This window comes from Salinicola salarius, assembly GCF_002179555.1.
GTDB lineage: Bacteria > Pseudomonadota > Gammaproteobacteria > Pseudomonadales > Halomonadaceae > Salinicola > Salinicola salarius_A.
In genome coordinates, this window is the sequence record NZ_NHOU01000002.1 from 1 (window position 1) to 25360 (window position 25360).

The window sequence follows — 25360 nt, forward strand, 5'->3', positions numbered from 1 at the left end:
TGTCTCGGCGTCAGCGGATGCGTACTTTACGACTCTCACCGGCAGTTGGCAACCCTTGGATGAAGAAAAAGTTGATGATACGACCCAGTCGTCATCAAACAGTCACCTCGAGGCCTTCTCTCTTAGATAATCCAGTGCTCCAGAAAGGTATTGACCGGCATCGCTTCGAGCTGCGCAGCATCTTCATACAAGGCGAGTATCCGCTCGCCTCGTTGTGCCGGGAAGCGCGTTGCCAGGTTACGGCGAAACTTCTCTTTCAACAGGGGAATCCCCTCCTCCCGCCGACGTCGATGCCCGAGGGGATATTCCACCGCCACCCGGTCGGTGTGCGTTCCGTCATTGAAGAAGACCTGAATGGCGTTAGCGATGGAGCGCTTGTCCGCCTGGTGATACTCGCGGCTGTATCGCTCGTCTTCTACGATCTCCATCTTGTCACGCAGGAGATCGATGACAGGATGCGCCCGATGGAAGTCATCCTCGTAATGCTCGGCGGTCAAGTCACCGAACGCCAGCGGCACGGCGATCATATATTGCAGGCAGTGATCCCGATCGGCAGGGTTGGCGAGCTCCCCCACCTTGGAAATGATGCGGATGGCAGATTCGTGCGTGGTCACCACGATCCGCTCGACCTCGTCCAGGCGATCGCGCACTTGAGGATGTAGTGCAACGGCTGCTTCGGCCGCGGTCTGGGCATGAAACTCGGCCGGGAAGCTGATCTTGAACAGGACGTTCTCCATCACGTAAGTCCCGTAGGGCTGAGACACGCGAAAGGCACGCTCGGCCTCGGGCTTGATCGCCTGGTCCCTGTTGGTCTTGCTGAACAGGACATCGTAGAACCCCCACTGCGGCGCGGAAAGTACGCCCGGAACGCCCATTTCGCCCCGCATCGCCATATCGGCCAGCCTCACCGCCCGGGATGTTGCATCCCCTGCCGCCCAGCTCTTGCGCGATCCGGCGTTGGGTGCGTGGCGGTAGGTGCGCAGACTCTGCCCATCGACGAACGCATGAGAAAGCGCCGAGAGCAACTGCTCGCGGTTGGCGCCCATCAGCTTGGCGACCACAGCCGTCGATGCCACCTTGACCAGCACGACGTGATCCAGGCCTACACGATTGAACGAGTTCTCCAGCGCCAGCACGCCTTGTACCTCGTGGGCCATGACCATGGCGTCGAGTACATCACGAAGGGTCAGCGGTTGTTCGCCCTTTGCCAGGCGCTGCTGGGAAAAGTGATCGGCCACCGCCAGAATGCCGCCGAGATTATCGGAGGGGTGCCCCCATTCCGCCGCCAGCCAGGTGTCGTTGTAATCCAGCCAGCGGATGATGCAGCCGATATCCCAGGCCGCCTTCACCGGATCGAGTCGAAACGGAGTACCGGGTACCCGGGCCCCGTGCGGAACGATCGTACCTTCTACCAGCGGCCCCAGATGTTTGGTGCATTCCGGAAAACGCAGTGCCAACAGTCCGCATCCCAGCGTATCCATCAGACAGTGACGCGCAGTATCCAGCGCTTCCCGACTTTCGATGCGATAGTCGAGCACGTAATCCGCAATCGCCTGAAGCTCCGGATCGTAATCGGGGCGCTGGTTGAAATCGACGTTGGCACTCATGGCATTTCCTTTGATTTGTGACTTGTCCGGCTCGATGTTCGAAGCCGATATCATTGACGCTGCTCGATCGGCACCCAGTCGCGTTTTTCCGGTCCGACATAATCGGCACTGGGACGGATGATACGGTTGTTGGCGCGCTGCTCGAAGACGTGTGCGCACCATCCCGTCAAACGGGAGCAAACGAAGATCGGCGTGAACAACTTGGTGGGAATGCCCATGAAGTGATAGGCGCTGGCGTGATAGAAATCGGCATTGGGGAAGAGCTTCTTCTCTCTCCACATGACTTCATCGACACGCTGCGACACCGCATAGAGGTGATTGTCGCCCACGTCATCCGCCAGTTGTCTGGCCCATCCCTTGATGATCGCGTTACGAGGATCGGACTCGCGATAGATCGCATGGCCGAAGCCCATGATCTTGTCCTTGCGCTCGAGCATTTCGAGAATATGGCGCTCCGCCTCGTCCGGCGTCGACCAGCGGCTGATCATTTCCATCGCCGCTTCATTGGCACCGCCATGCAATGGTCCGCGTAGCGAGCCGATCGCCCCGGTAACGCAGCTGTGCAGATCCGACAGTGTCGACGCACACACCCGCGCCGTGAAGGTCGAGGCGTTAAACTCGTGCTCGGCATAGAGAATCAGCGAGACGTTCATCACCTTGGCGTGCAACTCGGAGGCCGGCTTGCCGTGAAGCAGATGCAGGAAGTGACCACCCACGGAGTCGTCGTCGGTTTCGGTCTCGATGCGCTCGCCGTAATGTGAATATCGATACCAGTAATTGAGAATCGACGGCATGACCGCCAGCAGCCGGTCCGCGTGGCGCTGTTGATCTTCCATGCGCTGCTCGGTTTCCAGATTGCCCAGCATGGAAGTCCCCGTGCGCAGTACATCCATCGGATGCGCATCGGACGGGACCTGCTCCAATACCTTCTTCAGCGCCTCCGGCAGCGAACGGGAACGCTGGAGCAGCGCAACGTAGTCATCCAATTGACGCTGATTGGGCAACTCCCCCTTGAGCAGCAGGTAGGCGACCTCTTCGAAGCGCGCATTCTCCGCCAACGCCTGGATGTCGTAGCCACGATAGGTGAGCCCCGAGCCGCTCTTGCCGACCGTGCAGATTTCGGTCGAGCCGGCGCTCTGCCCGCGCAGCCCGGTGCTTTTGGGTCGTTCCGCCATGGTAGTCTCCTCCGATAGTCTTCTTCCTGGCTGCGACTCAGTCGCCCCCTTTCTCGAAGAGCGTATCGAGCTTGCGTTCGAAGGCGTGATAGTCGAGGAAGTCGTAGAGCTCTTCTCGTGTCTGCATCAGATCGACCACGTCTCGCTGATGCCCTTTGGCGTGAATGTCCCGATACACCTTGAGTGCCGCGGCATTCATCGCACGGAAAGCCGAGAGCGGATAAAGCACCATGCGACAGCCGACCTCGGCCAGCTCCTGCTGGGTAAATAGCGGCGTAGCCCCGAACTCGGTGATATTGGCGAGGATGGGTGCCTCGACGCCCTCGCAGAACGCCCGATAGTCATCCAGGGTATGCACCGCCTCGGCAAAGATCGCATCGGCGCCCGCCTCGATACAGGCGTTAGCCCGCTCGATCGCAGCGGCCAGACCCTCCTTCTGGAAGGCATCGGTGCGCGCGATGAGATAGAAATCCGCGTCGTGACGGGCATCGGATGCCGCCTTGATACGATCGACCATCTCCGACTGGGAAACGATCTCCTTGTTGGGACGATGGCCGCAGCGTTTCTGCGCCACCTGGTCCTCGAGGTGAACCGCGGCAACACCGGCGCGCTCCATCTCCTTGATCGTGCGGGCGATGTTGAAAGCCCCGCCCCAGCCGGTATCGATATCCACCAGCAGCGGCAGATCGCAGGCGCCAGTAATGCGACGGGCGTCTTCCACCACATCGTTGAGCGTGGTCATGCCCAGATCCGGCAGCCCGTAGGACGCGTTGGCCACCCCGCCGCCGGACAGATAAAGGGCATGATGCCCGACCGCCTTTGCCATCATCGCGCTATAGGCATTGATGGCGCCGACGATGGGCAACGGACGGTGGCGATCGAGCGCTTCACGAAAGCGGGCGCCGGGGCTTGGTTGAGTCATGATTCGATCCTCGGGATGTCGGGAGAGTCGGACGCCTCCTCTCCCAGCGTACGGGCATAATGGGCAGCGACGTTCTCGCGAGAGGCGCTGACATGGCGGCGCATCAGCAGCTCGGCCAGCTCGGCATCGCCCGCTTCGATCGCATCGACGATACGATGGTGCTCGACGAACGCTCGTTGCGGCCGGGAGCCCTTGGCACTGAATTGGGTACGATAGAGCCGCACCAGGTAATAGAGGTCATCGCACAGCAAGGTCATCAGCATGCGATTGTGGCTGCCTTGCACGATGCGATAATGAAAGTCGAGATCGCCCTCGCGCTGGTAATAAGCCTCTCCGCTGGACAAGTCTTCCTGACGTTCGTGAAAAGCCAGCACTTCTCGCAGCCCGGCAATTTCCTCGGCGGTCATCGACTTCGCGGCCAGTCGCGCCGCCATGCTCTCCAGCGCCTCACGCACGTCGAACAGCTCCAGCAGCTCGTCCATCGACAGCTTGACGACCCGGGCACCGACATGGGGCACGCGCTCGATCAGGCGATAGGTTTCCAACCGGCGCATGGCTTCCCGCAACGGCCCCCGGGAGATACCGTAATGCGACGAGAGGTCCGGCTCCGTGATGCGCGTGCCGGGTGGCAGCTCGCCACGAACGATGGCACGCTGAAGCTGGTGGAAAACGCGCTCGGCCAGGGTACGAACTACAGGAAGTTCGGTGTCGGCATCGTGCGCATCGGAAGTTGGTTGAAACATTAAGTTGTTAACAATCAAAGGGCGAAGACCCAATCATAGGCGCCCCGTTTTCCCGGGGCAATGGAAAAAACGTCGCAGATATCGCACTTTAGTCGAAAACCACAAACTTCTTTCTGCATCATTGTCGACAATCAATTCCACAAGCGGCCAGACACCGGCAGATACGCTTCCGCTCCCGGCGCCATTCACGTTCGCCCCACGAGAGCGCAAAGACCTCGCTCATCATCACGACTCCCGATAGACTTGCCGCCAGGCATTCGTTGCCCGCATGACAAGGCTTTCGATGCCGTGTCGTTGTTTCATTCGTCAGGAAAAAGGTGTTCATGGCTGACGCGCGACCGTGGCTCGAGATAGCCGACCTTCCCTATACCTCCGATCCCACGTCGCTCTTCGAACGATTGCAGTCGCGTCCCGGTGCCGTATTACTGGACAGCGGCCGTCCGGGCGCCCCGGGTGGACGCTTCGACATTCTCAGCAGCGATCCGCTGGCGATGCTGACCATCGATGACGGCCACCCTCGTTGCGAGCCGTCGATGCCACTGCCCGCCGCCCCCTTCGCGGCACAGCAGGCCTTGCTGGAGCACGCCGAGACCGAACTGCTGCCGAGACTGTCGGACACCGTCGCGGCGCGGGCCAGCGCTCTTCCCTTTCTCGGCGGCCTGCTCGGCTACTGGGGCTATTCGCTGGTCAAGGCTCACGATGCGACGGACGACGCTGCCCGGCGAGCCGCCCGCCGACCGGGGCCCGGGCTGCCCGAGGCCAGGCTCGGGCTCTACGACTGGGCGCTGATTCAGGATCACTACGCCCGGCGCACGTTCGTTGTCGCCACGGCCGAACGTCGCCAGCAGGTCATGGCCTGGCTGAACGAGCCTGCAACGCCGACACGGCCCGGCTTCACCCTGACCCGCCCCTTCGTGGCCGACCTGGATCGCGCCGGCTATACACAGCGCTTTCAGCGGGTCATGGACTACCTTCACGCGGGTGACTGCTATCAGATCAACCTGGCCCAGCGCTTTACCGCCCATTTCCAGGGGAGCACCTGGCAGGCGTACCAACGTCTTCGTCAGGCCACGCCGACGCCCTACGGCGGTTATCTCGCTTGGGAGGACCAAGCCATTCTGTCGCTGTCGCCGGAGCGCTTCATCGGTATCGCCGATGGACGGGTCGAAACCCGCCCGATCAAGGGGACTCGCCCCCGTGGCTCGACGCCCGAGGACGACCGGCGTCTGGCAGCAGAGCTACAGCAGAGTGCCAAGGATCGCGCAGAGAACGTCATGATCGTCGATCTGCTCCGCAACGACCTCGGCCGTGTCTGCCGGCCCGGCAGCGTCACGGTTCCCCAGCTCTGCGGACTGGAGAGCTATGCCAACGTACATCATCTGGTCAGTATCGTGCATGGGAAACTCGCAATCGGTGCGAGGCCGCTGGATCTGCTGGCTTCCGCTTTTCCCGGCGGCTCGATTACCGGCGCCCCCAAGCATCGCGCCATGCAGATCATCGACGAGCTGGAGCCCTCTCAACGTAGCGTCTACTGTGGCAGTCTCGGCTATCTCGATCGTCGCGGCCGTCTCGACACCTCGATCGCGATCCGTACCGTCATCGCCGATGGCGACACGCTGCATATCTGGGGCGGCGGCGGGCTGGTCGCGGATTCCGACGAAGAGGCCGAATATCAGGAAACGCTGGCCAAGATCGCACGACTGATGCAAGCGTTAGCGGGTTGAAGCCGTCGCGAGCCCGATTTCTGATAGCCTTTCCCTGGCTGACGCCGCCCGACGCCACCTCCAGACAACGATTCTTGCCTTGAAAGCCACCACTCGCTTGCCTCACATCGCGAAGCCGGAATCCACGGCTGCTCGCTACCTGGCCCGCCAGCGGCGTCAGCGGGGGTTGATCGTCCTGACCGCCCTGGCGGTCCTGGCTTCTCTCCTAGCCGATGTCGCCACCGGCCCGGGTGCCTATGCCCTTCCCGACGTGCTGAAAGCGTTGGTCGCACCGTCGGAGGTGTCTCGCGTCCTCCAGATCGTGGTGTGGGAGATTCGGCTACCGGTCGCCTTGATGGCTATCATCGTCGGGGCCAGTCTCGCCGTCGCTGGTGCGGAGATGCAGACTCTGCTCGACAATCCGCTCGCCGACCCGTTCACGCTCGGCATCTCTTCGGCGGCCAGCTTCGGCGCCGCGCTGGCCATCGTGCTCGACTTCGGCCTCCTGCCGGTGGCCGGCACGCTGCTGCTGACCGGTAACGCCTTCCTGCTGGCCATGTTCGCCTCCCTGGCGATATGGGCCTTGAGTCGACTACGCGGCGTCAGCATCCAGACGATGGTGCTGATGGGCATCGCGATCATGTTCTTCTTCAACGCGCTGCTGGGAATCCTGCAGTACGTCGCTTCCGCCGAGTCGCTGCAGCAGCTGATGTTCTGGTCGCTGGGCAGCCTGGACAAGGCCAGCTGGGGAAAGCTCGGGCTCGCCGGCCTGGCATTGCTGGTCACGATACCCATCTTCGTCAGGGCACGGTCGCGACTGACCGCCCTGCGACTGGGAGACGTTCAGGCCAAAGCGATGGGTATCGATGTCGGCAGACTTCGGCTGCGCATGCTGCTGTGCTGCGCACTGCTGTCGGCGACGGCCGTCGCCTTCGTGGGAACCATCGGCTTCATCGGCCTGGTCGGTCCGCACATCGCGCGCCTCCTGGTAGGCGAGGATCAGCGCGTGTTCCTGCCGATGTCCGCGCTGACCGGTGCCCTGATTCTGTCGTTGACCTCGATCCTGTCGAAGACGCTGATTCCCGGCATCCTGCTGCCGATCGGCATCCTGACGGCCCTGATCGGCCTGCCGTTCTTCGTCTCGCTGATCCTGCGTTCGCGCCGGGAGCTATGGCGATGACTCTCACCATCGATCATCTCGACTGTTCGCTGGGAAAGCGCCAAATACTGCACGACGTTTCCGGCCTGAGGGCAAGCCCGGGCGAGATCACGGCATTGATCGGCCCCAACGGCTCGGGCAAATCGACGCTGCTCAAGGCGATCGCCGGCATCGAAGCGGCCAGCGGTCGCATCCGGCTGGGCGAACGGCAACTCGATGCGCTATCTCTCGAGCAGCGCAGCCAATGCCTCTACTATCTTCTCCAAGATACCAGCACCCAGGCGGCGCTGAGTGTCTTCGAAGCCGTCCTGCTCGCTCGTCGCACGCAGGTTGCCGAGCCCGCCGCCACCGCGCTGTCGGCGGTCGAACGAGCCCTGACATCGCTGGAACTCGACCCCTTGGCCGAACGCGAGCTGGTCACGCTTTCCGGCGGCCAGCGCCAGCGAGTCGCAATCGCGCAAGCGATCGTGCGGAGGCCGAGGCTGCTGATGCTCGATGAACCGACCAGCGCGCTGGACCTGCACCATCAACTGCAGGTGCTCGACTATCTCAGGCGTCTGGCGCGCCGCGAAGAGATCGTCATCGTTCTCGCGATTCACGACCTCAACCTGGCCGCCCGCTTCGCCGATCATCTGTGGGTCGTGAAGGAAGGTCGACACATCGTCAGCGGCATGCCAGAGCAAGTGCTGACCCCCGAACGCCTGCGAGACATCTACGCTATCGAAGCCCACGTGGAATGGCCGATCGACGCCCCACCTCGTGTCATCCCGCTATCGGCCCTGCACCGGCTGGGCGGCTAATAATCAGAAGCTCGATTTCCAGCCCCAACTAGATAATCTGGTTATATATCCATCTAACCAAACGGTATTGGTGGATGCTTGGCCGCCCTTGCTAGAGTGACAACCACTCCACGCCCCCATCGGATCTTGCCCATCCTGCGGCGTGACCACCCTGAAGGAGTCAGCCATGGCGTTCGACCTCGATGCCCTCAACCGTGAAATCGGCCACGATCCGCTGGCCATTACCGAATTCGCACTGAGCCTAGATCAGAAGGCGATCTGCACCACCAACTTCCGTCCGTTCGAGGCCGTGATACTGCATCTGGTCACCCGTGTGCGCCCCGACATTCCGGTCGTGTGGATGGATAGCGGCTACAACACGCCCGCGACCTACCGCTTCGCCGACGAACTGACCAGGCAACTCGATCTCAACCTGACCATCTACCATCCGCTTCGCTCACGCGCCCATCGCGAGGCGGTGGAAGGTCCGACGCCGCAAATCGACGACCCGCGTCACGCGGCGTTCACCGAAGAGGTCAAGCTCGAACCGTTCCGCCGCGCCCTGGCCGAGACGGCGCCGGATGTCTGGTTCACGGCACTGCGGGCAGAAGACACCGCGGAGCGCTCGCGCATGCAGCCCATGTCCCGCAATGCCGATGGGCTGTTGAAAGTGGCTCCGGTACTGCACTGGACCGCCAAGCAGATGTATCAATACCTGCAGCAGCACGACCTGCCCAACAACTTCGACTACTTCGATCCGACCAAGGTGGAAGAAAAGCGCGAGTGCGGTCTGCATTTGCAACATTGACCGGCAACGCGTCTCGCTCGGTCCGCACCCTATAACGCATGAGCCCCGCCAGTGGCGGGGCTCATGCGTTGAGAAAAAGATCGTCTGCTGGAAACGATCCCGACAGGAACCGGCCTCTACGACACGGTTTCTACAGCACCGGCAGCTGAATTCCCTCGAACAGCTCGGCCTCGTGCCGCGGCCCCGCCGCCAGCGCCGCCTCGACGGTTTCTCGATCGAGGTGTGGTGCCATGCGCTTGACGAAGTCGTACATGTAGGTACGCATGAAGGTGCCGCGACGTATGCCGATCTTGGTGGTGGAACTCTCGAACAGATGCGACGCATCCACGGCGATCAGGTCGCTGTCGGCAACGGGGTCGACGGCCATGTGCGCAACGATGCCAATCCCCAGTCCCAGGCGCACGTAGGTCTTGATCACATCGGAGTCGGCCGCCGTAAGCACGACATTGGGCGTCAGGTCCCGGGACTTGAACGCATCATCGAGCTGCGAACGACCGGTAAAGCCAAAAACGTAGGTGACCAGAGGATGTTCGGCGACGCGTTCGAGCGTCAGCTCGCCGGTGGCCAGCGGGTGCCCCTTGGGTACGAGCACGCAACGATTCCAGCGGTAGCACGGTAGCAGTACCAGATCGTTGAACAGCTCCAGCGACTCGGTGCAGATCGCGAAATCCGCGGACCCTTCACTGACCATCTGCGCGATCTGCTTCGGCGTCCCCTGCTGCATGTGAAGAGCGACATCCGGATACTTCTGCCGAAACTCGCTGATTACGCCAGGCAGCACGTACCGTGCCTGGGTGTGCGTGGTGGCAATCGCCAGGTTACCGCGGCGTTCGTCGCTATGTTCCTGCGCGACGTGCTTGATATCCTCGACCGTTCGCAGCACCTTGCCGGCCAATTCGACGATCGCCTCCCCGGCGGGTGTCACGCGAGTCAGATGCTTGCCGCTGCGCGCGAAAATCTCCACCCCGAGTTCGTCTTCCAGCAGCCGAATCTGCTTGGAGATACCGGGTTGCGACGTGAACAGGCTTTGGGCCGTCGCCGATACATTGAGCTGATGCCGTGTCACTTCCCATACATAGCGCAACTGCTGAAGCTTCATAAGCGACCTCGTGGCTTCCCGACTCGCCAAAAATGGCATAAGAAACGATTTAAAGATTACTTTACGCAATAAGTGGCAGCACGTGAAGGCCAAAAAACGCTATTCCGGATATGAAAAAATGACCTTTAATAACTTGGCGCTATCGTTTCGATAAGCCAGGATATTTGCCAGCATCCCATGCAAGGGCTAACATCGACGCCATAAGCTCGGTAAGAGCCCAATGTCTACAGGAGTTAACGTCATGTCCAACAACGTCGATGTCACCACGGCCAATTTCGAACAGGAAGTGCTGAATTCGGACAAGCCCGTTCTGCTCAAGTTCTGGGCGCCCTGGTGCGGTCCCTGCAAGATGATGGCGCCCGTCGTCGATGAAGTCGCCGATGAAAAGGCCGAGGATATCAAGGTCGTCAGCGTCAACGTCGATGACGCCCCGGAGATCGCCTCCGAGCATGGGGTGCGCGGCGTCCCCACGGTGATGCTGTTCAAATCCGGCGCCAAGGTCGCTTCGCTGGTCGGCGCTCAGTCCAAGTCCCAGCTGACGCAGTTCCTCGAACAGAACGGCTGATACCGGCAAGCCGCCGGCAGGTAGTCTCGGTTTCGCTGCATTCCCTCGGCCGCACTCTCGTGAGTGCGGCTTTTTCATGGCCGCCATTCCGGTCGCCGGGTAACCGAACGGCAGTCGGAACCTCGAGAGGCCAAGCCAGCCTGCTCTCGAACTGGGTCCGACCGGTCGAATCTTCGGTGTCTGACACTACCTGATCGCTACTCGATTTCTTCCTCCAGCTCATCCAGCGCTTCCTGAGCCTTGCGCTGACGCCGCCGTCTACGCTCCGAGGGGCTCAACATCTTGGCGATCCAGCGCGTCTCGGGATGGCTGTCCAACGCGATCTTGAGCGTCATCGTCAGCGGTACCGACAGCAGCATGCCGACCGGCCCCAGAACCCACCCCCAGACCACCAGGGAAAGAAACGCGACCAGCGTCGATAGTCCCATCGTTCGGCCCATGACACGCGGCTCGACGATGTTGCCAAGAATGAAGTTGATGGTGAGATAGGTACCCGACAGGATCAGCGCCTTCACTACCCCGCCGTCCGGCATCGCGAGTGTCAGCAGGACCGGCGGCACCGCGGCCAGCACCGAGCCGATATTGGGAATGTAATTGAGAATGAAAGCCAGCGCCCCCCAGAGCAGCGCGAACTTCACCCCGACGAGCCATGCCGAAATCGTGACCAGCACCCCCGTGATCAGGCTGATCACGGTTTTTACTGCCATGTAGCGCTTGAGGTTGTAGCTGAACTCGGTGAACCGCTCCAGACTCGGCCCCGGATTGGTCAGTGCCCTGGCCACCTTCTGGCGAAAATCCAGCGTCTCGAACAGCATGAAATTGACCATCAGCAGAATGACCAGACTCTGGGACAAGACTAGGCCCAGGCCGCTGAGAAAGCCGGAGACCCAGCTCTGGTCGTCGGAGTCGTCGACCATGTCGGAAAGCTGCTGCGGCGAGACGGAGAGCCCCTGGTTGGCCAGCCACTCCAGCAGAGTCAAATAGTGCCCTTGGAGCTGCTTCTGCGTTTCCGGCCAGCTCTCCATGAACATCGCGAAGCTGTTGGCCAGCAAGGTGCCGAACAGCGCCAGCAATCCGCCCAGTATCAGCAGCGTGATCAGTACGGCCGCAAAGGAATTGACCCCTCGGCGGTAGAGCCAGTGGACCGGCGAGGCACAGATCACGGCAACGAACAGCGACAGCAGTATCGGGATGATGAGACTTTCCGCGGCGCGTATCCCGGCGATGATGATCGTCAGCGACGCCAGCGTCAGCATCAGATTGAAGGGAACGTTCCGAAACGTGGGTTCCTGCCCGGGCGACATAGTGATAATCCTAGTGACACATCCTGTGAATCGAGACAGTAGCACGATCCTTGCACGGGTTCGTTGCCACGATGCAAAGTGTCGGAAATATCCTCTTTATCCAGACGCTGAACGCAGACACGCCCGAGCCAGAGCCCGGGCGTGTCTGCCAACCTCGATCGACATCCGATCTTCGGCGATCAACCATAACGGCCGGTAATGTAGTCCTCCGTCCGCGATTCCTTCGGCTGGGTGAAGATCCTGGTCGTGTCGTCACACTCGATCAAACTGCCCAGATACATGAAGGCGGTGATATCCGAAATGCGGGCTGCCTGTTGCATGTTGTGCGTCACGATGACGATCGTGTAGTCCTTCTTGAGCTCGTTGATCAGGTCTTCGATATACCCGGTCGAGATAGGGTCCAGCGCCGACGTCGGCTCGTCCAGCAGGATCACTTCCGGCTTCACCGCGATGGTGCGGGCAATGCAAAGTCGCTGCTGCTGCCCGCCGGAAAGCGCCTGACCACTCTGCTTGAGCTTGTCCTTGACCTCGTTCCAGAGCGCCGCCTTGCGCAGCGCCCACTCGACTCGCTCTTCGAGCTCGCGTGCCGAGAGCTTCTCGTAGAGACGAATCCCGAAGGCGACGTTGTCGAAGACCGACATCGGGAACGGCGTCGGCTTCTGAAAGACCATCCCGACCCGGGAGCGCAGCAGGTTGAGATCGACGCCCGAATCGTAGATGTCGTGATCGTCGAGCAGGATCTGCCCCTCGGTCCGGATCCCCTCGTAGAGGTCATGGATGCGGTTGAAACAGCGAATCAACGTCGACTTGCCGCACCCGGAGGGGCCAATGAAGGCCGTGACCTGACGCTCCGGAATTTCCATGGAGACGTTCTTGAGCGCCTGGAACTTGCCGTAATAGAGGCTCAGATCGTCCACCCGCAACTTGGTAGCAACCTGGGGAGCAGGCGTCGCATCGACGGGATCGGCGTCGCGTTTCTGCTTGAGAGAAATATCGGCTGTCATGGCAGTCTCGCAGCTGGAAATCAGGAACGCTGGCGCGAGAAATAGCGCGCCGCAATGTTCAGAATCAGGATGGCAGCGGTCAGGATCAATGCACCGCCCCAGGCCAGTGCAACCAGGTCGGGAATGAAGGCATTGATCGTCATGTTCTGGTAGATGGTCATCGGCAGGTTGGCCATCTCGCTACCCAGGTCGAATAGATTCCACTGGTTGGAATTCAGCGACGTGAACAGCAGCGGTGCCGTCTCGCCACTGATACGGGCAAAGCCCAACAGGATACCGGTCAGGATGCCTGCGCGAGCGCCGCTGTAGCAGACCCGAACGATGATCCACCAGCGATGGGCGCCCAGCGCAGCGGCCGCTTCACGCAGCGAATTGGGGATCAGACGCAGCATGTCCTCGGTGGAGCGAATCACCACCGGCACGATGATGACGGTCAGTGCCAGCACGCCCGCCCAGCCGGAGAAGTTACCCATCGGCACGACGACCACGGCGTAGATGAACAGGCCGATGATGATCGACGGTGCCGACAGGAGGATATCGTTGATGAAGCGAATCACCTTCGCCATCAGTCCCTTGCCGCTATACTCCGCCAGCCAGGTGCCCGCAGCGACGCCAATGACGGTACCGATCAGGGTCGCGGCGCAGGTCATGATGAACGTTCCCCAGATCGCATTGCCCAGGCCGCCGCCGGTCATCCGCGTACGCTCGACGAAGGTCGACGGCGAGATCGCGCCGATGCCCTTGGTCACCAGCGTGAAGAGGATCGCGAACAGGAAGACGAACCCGATCACGGTGGCCAGCTGACAGAGCAGCATCACCAACTGATTGAGCCGTTTGCGTCGGCGGTAAAGCGGCGTTTGACTGATATTCATGGCTCTCTCCTGCCGCTTACGCGTGACGACCGGTACTGTTGCGCAACAGATAGCGCGCGAACGCCAGTACCGCAAAGGTGATCAGGAACAGAATCAGACCGAGCGCCAGCAGCGCCGAGCGCTGAGTGCCGTCCGACTCGGAGAACTGGTTGGCGATCAAGGCTGCGATCGACGTGCCCTGCCCGGTCAGAGTCGTGTTCAGGAACAGGTTGTTGCCGATCACGAACGTTACCGCCATGGTCTCGCCCAGCGCACGCCCCAGACCGAGGACGACACCGCCGACCAGACCGCCTTTCACCGACGGCAGAATCACGCGCCGCGTCACTTCCCAGGTCGTGCAGCCCAGCCCGTAGGCGGACTCGCGCATGACCGCAGGCACGGTATTGATCACGTCCCGGCTTACCGCCGTGATGAAGGGAATGATCATCACGGCCAGAATGATGCCCGCCGTCGTCAGACCGGTACCGGCGGGAAAGACCGTAGGGAACCAGGTGCGCAGCAACGGTGCCAGCACTTCCATACCCCACATGCCGTAAATGATTGATGGGATACCTGCCAGCAGCTCGATCAACGTGCTCAGCGGCTGACGCAGGAACCCGGGGCATCGCTCGGTCAGGAAGATAGCGATGCCGAAAGAGACCGGCACGGCAATGACGATCGCGATGAACGACGTCAGCAGCGTCCCGTAGATTGCCGGCAGTGCGCCAAAGACCTCGACGTTGGCCGCCCAGCGGTTTTCCGTAAGAAAGTCCAGGCCGTAACGCTGGATTGCCGGCCAGCTGGACAACATCAATGACGCGATGATCGCCCCGAGCAGCAGCAGCACGGCAAAGGCGAACGCGAACAGCGTGCGCTCGAACCATACATCGATGCGTGCCTTGCGTCGTAGCCGCTTGCGGGCAGCATCGCTGAGATGCCCCAGGCCGCTGGCTTGAATCGCGTTGGAGGTGGCCATCTTCATTCCTCATCGACTTGCCAACATGCCGCCAACCGGCGGCATTCGATACAGCGCCGCGACGGAGGCGGTATCCCGCCCACCGTCGCGGCATGTCATGCAGGGATTACTGGTTCCAGACAGCGCCGCCATCCGGACCCTGGATTTCGCTCCAGCTGTCGCGAACCATCTCGGCGACGTTCTCCGGCATCGGCACGTAGTCCAGCTCCTGAGCCATCTCGCTGCCGTTGTTGTAGGCCCAGTCGAAGAATTCCAGTGCCTGACGCGCAGCGTCGGCGTCCTGGACTTCCTTGTGCATCAGGATGAAAGACGCACCGGTGATCGGCCAGCTTTCGTCACCCGGCTGGTTGGTCAGCACCAGATACATGCCCGGCGCGGCCTTCCAGTCGGCGTTGGCGGCAGCAGCCATGAACGATTCCATGCTCGGCGCAACGACTTCGCCGGCCTGGTTCTTCAGGTGCACCAGGCTCAGGTCGTTCTGGGCCGCGTAAGCGAACTCGACATAACCGATCGCGCCATTGGTGTTGGCGATCTGGCTGGCGACACCAGCGTTCGCCTTGGCGCCGACACCGGCCGGCCACGCGACGGACTTGCCTTCACCCACGTTGTTGGCGAAATCTTCGCTGACCTGGGACAGGTAATGCGTGAACAGGAAGTTGGTGCCCGAGCCTTCCGCACGGTAGACCGGCGTGATCTGGGTATCCGGCAGATCCATGTTCGGGTTCAGCTTGGCGATCGCCTCGTCGTCCCAGCTGGTGATCTTGCCCTGGTAGATGTCGGCCAGCGTCGGGCCGTCCAGGTTGAGCGAACCCCCTTCGATACCTTCGACGTGGAATGCCGCGACCACGCCGCCCATGACCATCGGCCACTGCATCAGGCCGTTCTCGTCGAGCTCTTCCTTGGTCATCGGTGCATCGCTGGCGCCGAAGGTGACCGTCTTGGCGACGATCTGCTGAATGCCGCCACCGGAACCGATCGCCTGATAGTTGAGGCCGACACCGGATTCATCCTGGTAGGCGTCCGCCCACTGCGAATAGACCGGGTACGGGAAGGTTGCGCCGGCGCCGGTAATGGCTTCCTGGGCCTGAACACCAGCGGCACCCAGAACCAGCGATCCGGAAATGAGCGTTGCGAAGACGTGTTTAAGCATAGCGATATCCTGTTTCCACCTTGAATGCGTGAGCGATAACGACGTTGCGAAGGTTGCCAACACTCTCAGCACACACCGTACTTCAGTGTCGTGACAGTTTTATGACACCGATGTAGCAACTATCGCGAAGGTTTCGAGGTCGTGCCCGCCCTGTTATGAAAAAACCATCGAACGATTGCCCGAAGTCTTCAGGATCGTCGATGGTTCTTTGACGGAGCATTACCGTGACAACCTTCGCGCCACCACAGTGGCAAGGTTTGATGACAACAGGATGACAAACGTCAAATCGGGTAACGATATCGCCGCTTCGGGTAACGGCTCAGGATGTCATCTCGTCAGACACGACACGGCGTTTGAGCGCCCGGCCGGCCAGCATGCGAACGGCAACATTGCCCAGTAGCGTGGCGCCCAGCATCGTCAGCACCGTCGGCCAGGCGCTGGCCAGTTCAAAGGCCCCTACCAGCGCCCCCGAGACGGCGCCGCAAGTAAACTGCAGACAGCCTTGCAACGCGGTCGCCGTCGCGCTCATGCGCGGGAAATGATCCAGCATCGACGACATCGCATTGGGGCTGATCAGCCCCTGCATGCCCACGAACACCACCATCAGCGGCGCGACGGTGAAGATGGAGTCCAGCCCCGTCGCCACCATGGAGACCAGCAGTAACCCCGCCGTGAGCTGGATTCCCAGCCCCAGGAGCAGATTCTGCTGCGGTGTGCGCGTCTTCAGCAGCCGGATATTGAGCCGGCTGGACGATGCCATGATCAGGATGTTGGCGCCGAAGACGAAAGGATAGAGCGTGGTCGAAAGCCCGTAGTGCTCCATGTACAGATAAGGAGAGCCGGTGATGAACGCGAACATGCCGGCAAACGACATCGACACCGCACCGATGTACCCCATCGCTTCGCGATGCCGAAGCACGCTGACGTAGTTGCCGAGGATCTGACGTGCCGAAGGCGCCTGCGGATCGCGTCCATGGGTTTCCGGGAGATAGCGCCCCAGCAGCCACAGCACGAACGCGGCATAGACGGCGAGAAAAAGGAAAATCAGCCACCAGTCCGCCAGATTCAGCAACGCACTGCCGATGGCGGGTGCCACCAGCGGCGCCATCATCAGGATCATTACCATGGTGGACATCACCTTGGCTGCCTCGCGGCCACTGAATCGGTCACGCACGATCGCCGCGGAATTCACCACGCAGGCCCCGCCGCCCAGCGCCTGCACGAACCGCCACCCCCACAGTGTCGCCAGCGAACCCACCTGGGTCAGCGCCAGACTGGCGATGAAGAAGACGCCTAGCCCCAGCATCAACACCGGCTTACGGCCGAAGCGATCCGAAAGCGGCCCGCAAATCAGCTGACCAAGCGCGAATCCGAACAGAAAGACGCTGAGAGACAGCTCCGTATGATGCACGCTGGCACCAATCGAAGCAGCCAGTGACGGCATCGCCGGCAGATAGGCATCGATTGCCAGCGGCGCCAGCGCCGTATTGGCTGCGACCAAAAACGCCAGACGGCGTGCGCTCAAAGTCGTCACACTCTCTCCTTAACACTCCGGCGCCTCACTCCGATTTTCCTGCCGGAGGCAAACTGGAAGGAACCCATGGGAAATCAAGCAAAAACGCCTTGCCAAAGCGGCAAGGCGCGAAGGTTCGACACCCGATAATCACAACATAGCATTCTAAACACGATCCTGAGGCTGCCGCGGAAGGCTGCCCGGTCCCGGCTCATGGCTGGTGCTTCTGTTTCCGGCCCGACAGCTCGTCATGCCCGGCACCTAATCGTTCGGATCAGCCGCGCGATGGCGCGTTGGTGCGCTGTGACTCGAGCAGTTCGACGAACGGCTGAAACTCGTGCCGATTGTGCTCGCTCATACGCATGAGGATGCGGTGAGCCTCGAGGATTCGCCGCTGGATGTCATTTTCATCCGCCTCGACATGGGGCAGCTCGTCCAGCTCCGACGGCTCGGTCAGCGGGGCTTCCAGCAGCGTGAAATAGCGCGCGAACCCCATCACATCCAGCATGCGTCGCACGTCCGGGTGTTCAGCGATGATCGTGGGCGGATCATCCAGCCGCCCCTGCACGGCCATCGCCACCTTGGCCAGAAAGCCCAGTGCGGTCGAGTCAACATTGGTAGCCTCGCGCAGGTCGACCATCACTGCGCGCAGCCCCGGCAGTTCCGCCAGGCGCTGGGCCTCGGCATCCAGAGTGGCACACAGCGTCAGCCGCACGTCACCGCACAGCTTGAGCACAAATACGCCCGACTCGAAGGCCGCCTTGATTCGCCCTTCAATCATGGTCGAAACCACTCAGTGTCATCATGCTGAGATCATCCGGCAGAGGATCCCCCAGCGCCAACCCTTCCCTCAGATCGTCGACGCTGGTGCAGTGTGTCGTGCGGCGCTCGAGTTCCATGAGCCGCGCGTCCAGTGAATCCGCCGGCAAACACTCGAGAACGCCGTCGGAGCAGAACCAGAGTCGAAACGACTCCGGCAAGGGACAACCATAGATGGGGTACTCGACATCGGGAAACAACCCCACGGGAGGCCCTTCGCCTCCCAGATAAGCGCTACGCCCCTCGGCCTGAAGAATCGGCATTGGCAACTGGGCGCCGAGCGCATAGTGCAGAAAACGACGCTCGTGGTCCAGTACCCCGGCGAAGACCGTCGCATGCTTGCCGATTCCGGTCTCGAGCAGCTCACGGTTGAGCTCGCCCAACCATCGCGACGGAAACGCCTCCGGCAACAATGTTCGCCATTGAGCCAGCCAGCGGTTGCAGAGATACCGCAGAAGCACGGTAACGAACGCCGACGAGGAGCCGTGCCCGGCGACGTCGGCAAAGTAAAAGAAACTGTAACGGTCGTCGCAGCGCTGGAAGTCCAGAAAATCGCCCGACAGGTACAGCGATGGCGCGAACCAGTAGTCACAGCGCACGCCAAGGTGCGTAACGCCCTGGGGCGGCAGCAACTTGCGCTGCACGTGGCCTCCCGCACGCTGATCGTCCCGCAGCATGGCGAGATGCTTCTCGAGACGTTCATTGAGCGCCTCGAGCTCTGCCCGGCTCTGGCTATGATCACGCGACAACCGATCCAGTTCCAGGGCTCGCTCAACCAGACGCCGCAGAATATCGGCATGCTTCAACGGCTCGACCAGATAGTCGATCAGGCCTGCATCGAGCGCCTTGTGCAGATCGCCATCGCGACGACTCTCGCTGATCACGATGGTCGGACGCCCGACGGCAAGCCGCTCCCAGCCATCGTGGGAGACGGCCCGCACATGCGCAACGACCAGATCGCAGTGCGCCGGCAAGGTCGAGACCGAAACGGCCACTCGCACCTCGACGTCGAGGCGAGAAAGCTCTTCCGCCAACCGCTCGCGATCCGGTCCGGGCAGATCGATCAGCCCGATCACGGGCAACTCGTCCGACAGCGTCTTGGACACGGGTCTACTCGGCGAAGTCGTCTTCACTATATTCGAAATCGTCACCGAAACCGCCGCTGGCGAAGGGATCCTCCCCCGCTGCGCCGTTGGTGACCTCGAACTGCCGACGCTGGAGATAAGCGTCGCGAATGAAGCTGTAGCGGTCCCCCTGGATCAACGCCTCCTGGTCGAGCAGGCTGGCACGCAGATCCACGTAGCGCAGGAAGGTCAGGCCGTAACGCCATTTATCGTCCTCCACATAGGTGACCGGATAGGTATACATATCGACCGGCAGGCCGCTGGTATCGCGAACGGTACTCGGCCCCAGGATCGGCAGCACCAGGTAGGGGCCGGAATCGACACCCCAGACGCCCAGCGTCTGGCCGAAGTCTTCCTCGTTCTCGTTCAGACCCATTCGTGTGGCCGGGTCGAGAACGCCGCCGACGCCGAGAATGGTATTGACCAGGAAACGGCCGGACGCCACGCCAGCGTTGCCCCACTGCCACTGGAGGATGCTATTGAAGACGGTACGGATCTCGCCCAGGTTGGAGAAGAAGTTACCCACGCCATCCTGGACCGGATCGGGCGTGACGGTGTCGTAACCCTGGGCGATCGGTTTCAGCGCATAGCGATCGAGCGTGTCGTTGAACTGATAGACGCCCCGGTTGAAGCCTTCCCAAGGGTCCTGAGGATTGGAATCCTGTCCCGTCGAGGCACAGCCGCTCAACGCTGCAGCGACACAGACACCACCCAGCCAATGGATCGATTTCATTAACACGCATTCCCTTTACGCAGTATCACACTGCCCGCACTGTAGCCCGCACCGAAGGAACACACCACCCCCACGTCGCCCTCCTGCAGATCGTCTCGATGCAGGTGAAAAGCGATGATCGATCCTGCCGAGCTGGTATTGGCGTAACGGTCAAGAATCACCGGCGCTTCTGTCTCCGAGGCTTCTCGCCCCAGCACCCGCTGCGCGATCAGGTCATTCATATGACGATTGGCCTGATGAAGCCACAGTTTCTTGACCGAATCCCCCGTCAGCGCCTGGCTCTCCAGGTGATCGAGAATCAGCGAAGCGACCATCGGGCAGACCTCCTTGAACACTTTGCGCCCTTCCTGGACGAAAAGCTTGTCCAATGTCTGCTCAGGTTCATCGGCGAGACGATTGAGAAACCCGAAATTGTTGCGAATGGCGTTGGAGAATTGGGTCACCAGACGCGTGCCGAGTACCGTGAAATGCTCGCGATCCTGAGCGAGATGATCCGCCTCCAGCAAGATGGCGGTACAGGCGTCACCGAAGATGAAGTGACTGTCGCGGTCGCGGAAGTTGAGATGCGCCGAACAGATCTCGGGGTTCACCACCAGCACCCGCTCCAGGCTGCCCGCCCGGATCGCATTGGTCGCCATATCGATGGCGAACGTCGCGCTGGAACACGCCACGTTCATGTCGAACGCATAGCCTCCGGCGCCCAGTGCCGCCTGAAGCTCGACCGCGACCGCCGGATAGGGCCGCTGGAGATTGGAACAGGCGACGATGATCAGATCGAGCTGATCGGCGCGGATACTGGCCGCGTCCAGCGCCTGGCGAGCGGCAGCCACCCCCATCTCGGCCTGCACCGAGAGCGTGTCGTTGGGCCGCTCGGGAATCCTCGGCCGCATCCGCTCAGGATCCAGGATACCGCTGGCCTCCATTACGTAGCGACTCTCGATACCCGACGCCTTGACGATGAAGGCCTCGCTCGAGTGTGCCAGCGGCTCGCGTTCGCCGCGGGCGATCGCCTCCGCCTGTCGCGCATTCTCCGAGTCGACCCAGGCATTGAAGCTGGCGACCAATTCGGCGTTGTCGATCGAATCCGGCGGCGTGAAAAGGCCCGTCGCGGTAATCACGGCTTGCGTCATCGGCTGTTACCTCTCGCGGCATTGGCCGCATTGATCCTTATGCGCATCCAGCCGCAGCGGATGCAGTGTGGCGACCCTCGTCGATCATACGGTCTGCCCGGTCATTTCCTGCCAGCGCCGCGTCAGGCGCTTTTCCGACACGCTCTCCAGCGTGCCCAACTGCTGGGCGAATAGCGAGACTCGCCACTCCTGCAGCCACCAGCCAAACTCGACCAGATCGGCGTCGACGATGCCGTCGCGGTGGGTCTGCTGCTTACGCGCGTCGACCCGCGCCTCCCAGGCCTGTACCTGCTGCATCGACAACTGGTCCCGGCGCAGGTCCCGAGGCGCTTTCTCGAGCCGGATTTCCGCTGCCTGCATGTAGCGCGGGTAATGCTTCAGCCAGGCGCCGGCATCGCGCACGAAGCCGGGATAGACGAGCCGCTGCATCTGGGCCTTGAGATCACTGTAGGTCAGAGCCAGCGCCAGCGTGACGTTGCCCTTGAGCGCCTTGGTCACGGCCAGGTGCCCCTGCAACGCCTTGTGCAGGTCTTCCAGCAGCGACTCGGCATACGCGACCAGCTCGCCACGCCAGCTTTCGAGGCGGGCATCGAACGCCTCGCGGGACCGCGGCAGCGGATCGGCGGCCACGGTCTGCGCCAGGCAGGCGTCGATCACATCGCGTGCCAGCTGCTCCTGACTGCCGACCTTGGCGAACAGCAGCGCGCACTGCTTGAGCTTCGGCAGCTCCCGCTGGATATAGCGCACCGTATCGGGAAGCCGACGGCGAGCCAGCTGCACCAGACCGTCGCGATGTGCCGTCGCCGCGCGCTCGGCATGGTCGAACCAGGCGACAGTCAGGTCGTCACCGTTAGCCACCAGTGCCGGGTAGACTTCCACCTGGATGCCGGCCTGGCGGGTCGTACGAGAATCCGGCAGGGCCGTTTCCGGGAGATCGTCGAGACGTTCGGCGCTCTCCCGTGGCGTTTCCGCCAGCGCCCTGGCCCCTGCTGCCGCCGCCTCACCGAAGCGTTTCTGCAGGGCGCGCAGGTCGCGTCCTTCCCCCAGCACCTTGCCGTGGTGATCGACCACGCGAAGATTCATGAGCAGATGCGGATCGAGCTGATCGAGACGCCAGGCAGATGCCTCCAAGCGCGTGCCGGTCTTGATTCGCAGGAACTCTCCCAGCGCCTCCTCGACCGGGCGCTCGTCCGGCGTCAAGGTCGCCAGTGCGGCATCGACCCAGTCAGGAATCGGCACGACCTGGCGGCGCATCGCCTTGGGCAGCGCCTTGAGCAGCGCGATGCACTTCTCGCGCAGCAGGCCCGGCACCAGCCAGCTCAAGCGACCTGGCGGCAACTGGGCAAGCATCACGGCGGGCACGGTCAGGGTGACACCGTCATCGCTGGCACCCGGCGCGAAGTGATAGCTCAGCGGGTAGCGAACGCCGTTGAACACAAGCTCGTCCGGGTACTGCTCGACGCTGACGTCGTCGGCCTCCCGCGCCATCAACGATGCCTTGTCCAGCTTGAGAATATCCGGCGTGTCGCGCTCAGCCTGCTTGCGCCAGTTCTCGAAGCTGCGCCCGCCGGCGACCTCCCGAGGAACGCGGTCGTCGTAGAAGGCGAACAGCGTCTCTTCGTCGATCAGGATGTCGCGCTTGCGTGCCCGATCCTCGAGCTCCTCGACTTCGGCGACCATTGCCCGGTTATGCGCGAAGAACGCAGCCCTGGTCTGATAATCCCCTTCCACCAGCGCGCGCCGAAGAAAAATCTCGCGCGCTTCTTCCGGCGCCACCTTGGCGTAATCGACGCGGCGGGCGGTCACGATCGGCAAGCCGAAGAGCGTGACCTGCTCCAGCGCCACCACCTGGGCCCGCTTGCGCTCCCAATGCGGTTCGCTATAGCTGCGCTTGATCAGATGGGCCGCCTGCGGCTCGATCCACTCCGGCTTGATTCTGGCCACGTCACGGGCATAGAGACGGCTGGTCTCCACCATTTCACCGGCCATGACCCACTTGGGCGGCTTGCGCGAAAGCCCCGATGACGGATGGATCAGGAAGCGCCGGTTCCTGGCGCCGAGGAATTCGCGGCTTTCCGGCTGCAGCTGCCCCAGGTTGGAGAGCAGGCCGGACAACAGAGCCTGATGTAGACGCTGCGTATCGATCCGGGGCAGCCTGGCGGCCTCCCCCGATACCGAGTCGCCGGAGCCGCTGTCGCCCGGCCGTGACGGCTCGTCGTCATCGGGTTGCACGGCGCTCGTCAGCTCGAGCTTCATCTCGCGGGTCAGCTGACGCAACTGGCGATAGGTATCGTGCCATTCGCGCAGCCGCAGATAATTCAGATACTGTTCGCGGCACCAGCGTCGCAGCTGGTTGCTCGACAGCGTCTCGCGCATGGCATCGAAGCCATGCCACAGGTTGAGCCAGGCGACGAAGTCGGAGTTGGGGTCTTCCCACTGCTTATGGCGCTGATCGGCGGCCTGGCGCTTTTCCGCCGGCCGCTCGCGGGGATCCTGCGTCGCCAGCGCGCTGACCACGATCAGCACTTCGCGCAGGCACTGGAAGCGCTCCCCCGCCAGCACCATCCGCGCCAGGCGCGGATCGATCGGCAGCCGCGACAGCTGCCGCCCCAGGCCGGTGATACGCTCGGCGTCATCCACCGCGCCCAGCTCGAACAGCAGCCGATAGCCATCCTTGACGAAGCGGGCATCCGGCGCGTCGACGAACGGGAAGTCGAACACGTCGCCCAGCTTGAGCGACAGCATCGACAGGATCACCGAGGCCAGGTTGGTGCGCTGAATTTCGGGTTCGGTGAACTCGGGGCGCGAGAGAAAATCCTCTTCGCTGTAAAGCCGAATGCAGACCCCTTCGGCGACACGCCCGCAGCGTCCCTTACGCTGATTGGCGCTGGCCTGGCTGACCGGCTCGATCGGCAGGCGCTGGACCTTGGCTCGCGCGCTGTAGCGGCTCATTCGGACTAGGCCGGGATCGATCACGTAGCGGATACCGGGCACGGTCAACGAGGTCTCGGCGACATTGGTGGAGAGCACGATGCGACGGCCGGCGTGGGACTGGAACACCCGGTTCTGCTCGGCATTGGAGAGCCGCGCATAGAGCGGCAGGATCTCGGTGCTCTTGAGATCGGCCCGCCGCAGCACGTCGGCGGTTTCGCGAATGTCCCGCTCGCCGGGCAGAAAGATGAGGATATCGCGTGGGCCGCTGTACCAGCGCTTTTCGCGTTCGATGCGCTCGACTTCTTCGACCGCTGCCAGGATCCCCTCCTGTAGCGTCAGATCCTCTTCTTCGCGGGATTCGCGTACCAGCGGCCGATAATGCACCTCCACCGGATACGCCCGCCCGGACACTTCCACCACCGGTGCCGGCTGGGTCTTGCCGTCGCGCTCGATGGCGAAATGCCGCGACAGACGCTCGACGTCGATGGTCGCCGACGTGATGATCACCTTGAGATCGGGCCGGCGGGCCGTCAGCCGCTTGAGATAGCCCAGCAGGAAGTCGATGTTGAGGCTGCGCTCGTGAGCTTCATCGATGATGATCGCCTCGTAGCGCATGAGATCGGGGTCATGCTGCGTCTCGGCCAGCAGAATGCCGTCGGTCATCAGCTTGACCAGGGTGTCGTCGCTGCTCTGATCGGTGAAGCGCACCTGATAGCCGACCTGCTCGCCCAGCGGCACCTCGAGTTCCTCGGCCAGGCGCGAAGCCACCGAGCGCGCCGCCAGCCGGCGTGGCTGGGTATGACCGATCATGCCCCGACGCCCCAGGCCCAGTTCCAGGCAGAGCTTGGGTAACTGCGTAGTCTTGCCGGAGCCGGTCTCGCCGGCCACGACCACGACCTGATGCTCGCGCAGCGCTTCGAGAATCGTCTCGCGCCTGGCAGCCACCGGCAGCGATTCCGGGTAGTCCAGCGTCACCGGCTGGCTCCGGCGACGCGCGAGCACCTCGCTGGAGGCGGCCAGCCGCGACTCGATCTCCTTCAGCGACCGGTCGATCGGCTTGCCGTCACGGGCACGCCGAGCCAGACGCCGGAGCCGCTGGCGCTGCTCGTGGGCGTCACGCAGCAGACAGCCATCCAGGCGAGTTTCCAGATCATTCAGGGCTTGCAGCGAGGGGGAAGCGATAGCGCTCAAAGAGATCCTCTACGTCGGCGAGATAACGACAGAAACGGGCCGCCACCAAAGGCGATGGCGAACCCGTCATT

General features: G+C 62.1%; 21 protein-coding genes. 5 read left to right on the plus strand and 16 right to left on the minus strand.

The genetic code is table 11. The features are described from left to right. Nucleotides 1–122 precede the first annotated feature (122 nt). From prpD to CCD76_RS01710, 4 genes are read right to left on the minus strand one after another with little or no spacing between them, the layout of a single operon-like run. Nucleotides 123–1607 (minus strand): 2-methylcitrate dehydratase, encoded by a 1485-nt coding sequence (gene prpD / locus CCD76_RS01695; protein ID WP_087718095.1) that lies wholly within the window; start codon nucleotides 1605–1607, stop codon nucleotides 123–125. Nucleotides 1608–1657: 50 nt separating this feature from the next. Next, the gene (gene prpC / locus CCD76_RS01700) at nucleotides 1658–2782 is read right to left on the minus strand and encodes a bifunctional 2-methylcitrate synthase/citrate synthase (protein WP_087717847.1); all 1125 of its coding nucleotides are present in this window, start codon (nucleotides 2780–2782) and stop codon (nucleotides 1658–1660) included. A gap of 37 nt (nucleotides 2783–2819) precedes the next feature. After that, nucleotides 2820–3704 (minus strand): methylisocitrate lyase, encoded by an 885-nt coding sequence (prpB, locus tag CCD76_RS01705; RefSeq protein ID WP_087717848.1) that lies wholly within the window; start codon nucleotides 3702–3704, stop codon nucleotides 2820–2822. Beyond that, nucleotides 3701–4447 carry a GntR family transcriptional regulator gene (locus tag CCD76_RS01710; protein WP_087717849.1) on the minus strand — a complete coding sequence of 249 codons (747 nt, stop codon included), beginning with the start codon at nucleotides 4445–4447 and terminating at the stop codon, nucleotides 3701–3703. Before CCD76_RS01710 ends, prpB begins: the two co-directional genes overlap by 4 nt. 323 nt (nucleotides 4448–4770) lie before the next feature. On the opposite strand from CCD76_RS01710, the gene pabB reads away from it, so the two are divergent. The 4 genes from pabB to CCD76_RS01730 all read left to right on the plus strand — a co-directional run bounded on the left by pabB (nucleotide 4771) and on the right by CCD76_RS01730 (nucleotide 8896). Then, nucleotides 4771–6171 (plus strand): aminodeoxychorismate synthase component I, encoded by a 1401-nt coding sequence (gene pabB / locus CCD76_RS01715; RefSeq protein ID WP_087717850.1) that lies wholly within the window; start codon nucleotides 4771–4773, stop codon nucleotides 6169–6171. Between the two features lie 79 nt (nucleotides 6172–6250). Then, nucleotides 6251–7330 (plus strand): FecCD family ABC transporter permease, encoded by a 1080-nt coding sequence (locus tag CCD76_RS01720; protein WP_256961035.1) that lies wholly within the window; start codon nucleotides 6251–6253, stop codon nucleotides 7328–7330. Beyond that, nucleotides 7327–8109: an ABC transporter ATP-binding protein gene (locus CCD76_RS01725; RefSeq protein ID WP_087717851.1), complete on the plus strand. Its 783-nt coding sequence runs from the start codon at nucleotides 7327–7329 to the stop codon at nucleotides 8107–8109. Before CCD76_RS01720 ends, CCD76_RS01725 begins: the two co-directional genes overlap by 4 nt. 166 nt (nucleotides 8110–8275) lie before the next feature. Further along, nucleotides 8276–8896, plus strand: coding sequence for a phosphoadenosine phosphosulfate reductase domain-containing protein (locus CCD76_RS01730; RefSeq protein WP_087717852.1), 621 nt, complete (start codon nucleotides 8276–8278; stop codon nucleotides 8894–8896). A 130-nt stretch (nucleotides 8897–9026) separates the two neighbouring features. Here the strand turns inward: CCD76_RS01730 and cysB are convergent, their stop codons facing one another. Further along, entirely contained in the window at nucleotides 9027–9995 is a 969-nt protein-coding gene (gene cysB, locus CCD76_RS01735) for an HTH-type transcriptional regulator CysB (protein ID WP_071231618.1), read from the minus strand. A 241-nt stretch (nucleotides 9996–10236) separates the two neighbouring features. On the opposite strand from cysB, the gene trxA reads away from it, so the two are divergent. Continuing rightward, nucleotides 10237–10560 (plus strand): thioredoxin, encoded by a 324-nt coding sequence (gene trxA, locus CCD76_RS01740; protein WP_071231619.1) that lies wholly within the window; start codon nucleotides 10237–10239, stop codon nucleotides 10558–10560. Between the two features lie 197 nt (nucleotides 10561–10757). Here the strand turns inward: trxA and CCD76_RS01745 are convergent, their stop codons facing one another. The 11 genes from CCD76_RS01745 to hrpA all read right to left on the minus strand — a co-directional run bounded on the left by CCD76_RS01745 (nucleotide 10758) and on the right by hrpA (nucleotide 25289). Continuing rightward, complete coding sequence (locus tag CCD76_RS01745; RefSeq protein ID WP_087717853.1) at nucleotides 10758–11864, minus strand: AI-2E family transporter; 1107 nt, start codon at nucleotides 11862–11864, stop codon at nucleotides 10758–10760. Between the two features lie 179 nt (nucleotides 11865–12043). After that, nucleotides 12044–12868 carry a phosphate ABC transporter ATP-binding protein PstB gene (gene pstB, locus CCD76_RS01750; protein WP_087717854.1) on the minus strand — a complete coding sequence of 275 codons (825 nt, stop codon included), beginning with the start codon at nucleotides 12866–12868 and terminating at the stop codon, nucleotides 12044–12046. Nucleotides 12869–12888: 20 nt separating this feature from the next. Further along, nucleotides 12889–13740, minus strand: a complete 852-nt coding sequence (pstA, locus tag CCD76_RS01755; protein ID WP_087717855.1) for a phosphate ABC transporter permease PstA — start codon at nucleotides 13738–13740, stop codon at nucleotides 12889–12891. 16 nt (nucleotides 13741–13756) lie between these two features. Then, on the minus strand, nucleotides 13757–14695 hold the full coding sequence (gene pstC, locus CCD76_RS01760; RefSeq protein ID WP_087718097.1) for a phosphate ABC transporter permease subunit PstC: 939 nt from the start codon (nucleotides 14693–14695) through the stop codon (nucleotides 13757–13759). A gap of 106 nt (nucleotides 14696–14801) precedes the next feature. Beyond that, nucleotides 14802–15845: a phosphate ABC transporter substrate-binding protein PstS gene (gene pstS / locus CCD76_RS01765; RefSeq protein ID WP_087717856.1), complete on the minus strand. Its 1044-nt coding sequence runs from the start codon at nucleotides 15843–15845 to the stop codon at nucleotides 14802–14804. A gap of 319 nt (nucleotides 15846–16164) precedes the next feature. Then, a complete protein-coding gene (locus CCD76_RS01770) occupies nucleotides 16165–17379 on the minus strand; it encodes a Bcr/CflA family multidrug efflux MFS transporter (RefSeq protein ID WP_087717857.1) in 1215 nt (404 codons plus the stop codon). Between the two features lie 253 nt (nucleotides 17380–17632). Beyond that, complete coding sequence (locus tag CCD76_RS01775) at nucleotides 17633–18139, minus strand: STAS domain-containing protein (protein ID WP_071231623.1); 507 nt, start codon at nucleotides 18137–18139, stop codon at nucleotides 17633–17635. Further along, nucleotides 18132–19271, minus strand: coding sequence for a PP2C family protein-serine/threonine phosphatase (locus tag CCD76_RS01780; protein ID WP_087718098.1), 1140 nt, complete (start codon nucleotides 19269–19271; stop codon nucleotides 18132–18134). Before CCD76_RS01780 ends, CCD76_RS01775 begins: the two co-directional genes overlap by 8 nt. A gap of 16 nt (nucleotides 19272–19287) precedes the next feature. After that, nucleotides 19288–20034, minus strand: coding sequence for an MlaA family lipoprotein (locus CCD76_RS01785; protein WP_087717858.1), 747 nt, complete (start codon nucleotides 20032–20034; stop codon nucleotides 19288–19290). After that, entirely contained in the window at nucleotides 20034–21164 is a 1131-nt protein-coding gene (locus tag CCD76_RS01790) for a beta-ketoacyl-ACP synthase III (protein ID WP_087717859.1), read from the minus strand. The genes CCD76_RS01785 and CCD76_RS01790 overlap by 1 nt, the downstream gene beginning before the upstream one ends. An 84-nt stretch (nucleotides 21165–21248) precedes the next feature. Continuing rightward, on the minus strand, nucleotides 21249–25289 hold the full coding sequence (gene hrpA, locus CCD76_RS01795; RefSeq protein WP_087717860.1) for an ATP-dependent RNA helicase HrpA: 4041 nt from the start codon (nucleotides 25287–25289) through the stop codon (nucleotides 21249–21251). Nucleotides 25290–25360: the final 71 nt, after the last annotated feature.